Origin of the sequence: Limosilactobacillus mucosae (assembly GCF_046939755.1) — a bacterium.
Taxonomy (GTDB): domain Bacteria; phylum Bacillota; class Bacilli; order Lactobacillales; family Lactobacillaceae; genus Limosilactobacillus; species Limosilactobacillus mucosae_A.
Map to the genome: position 1 here is coordinate 1 of NZ_JBKZAY010000110.1, position 368 is coordinate 368.

Consider the following 368-nt stretch of genomic DNA (forward strand, 5'->3'; position numbering starts at 1 on the left):
AAGCTGCTTAGCCGAGTATTTTATAGGGAAAAGAACTTGAGGTATAAAACGCCGGCTGAGAAAAAAGCGCAGCGGCGAAAACTGGTCAAGCCACTGTTGGATGCCTTCTATCGCTTTATCGAAGGGATTGCTTATCCGATGCATAAGCTGAAAGACGCAGTCAAAAACGCCTTGAAGCTTAAGGCTCGTGTATACCAGATCTTTGAAATCGGTGAACTACCGTTAAGCAATAACTCGGTTGAGCAGAGCATCCGACCGTCGACCATCATTCGCAAAAACAGCCTGTTTGCGAAATCGACAGCCGGTGCGGAGGCCAATGCGATTTTCTATACGATCGTTCAGACGGCCAAACTAAATCATCTGGATGT

At 46.7% G+C, this 368-nt stretch carries 1 protein-coding gene; it reads left to right on the top strand.

Translation table 11 applies throughout. From position 1 onward, the window contains the following. Positions 1-36: 36 nt before the first annotated feature. Positions 37-368, top strand: a 332-nt coding sequence (locus tag ACLUWI_RS10405; protein ID WP_412147250.1) for an IS66 family transposase, incomplete at its 3' end; no start/stop codon positions are given.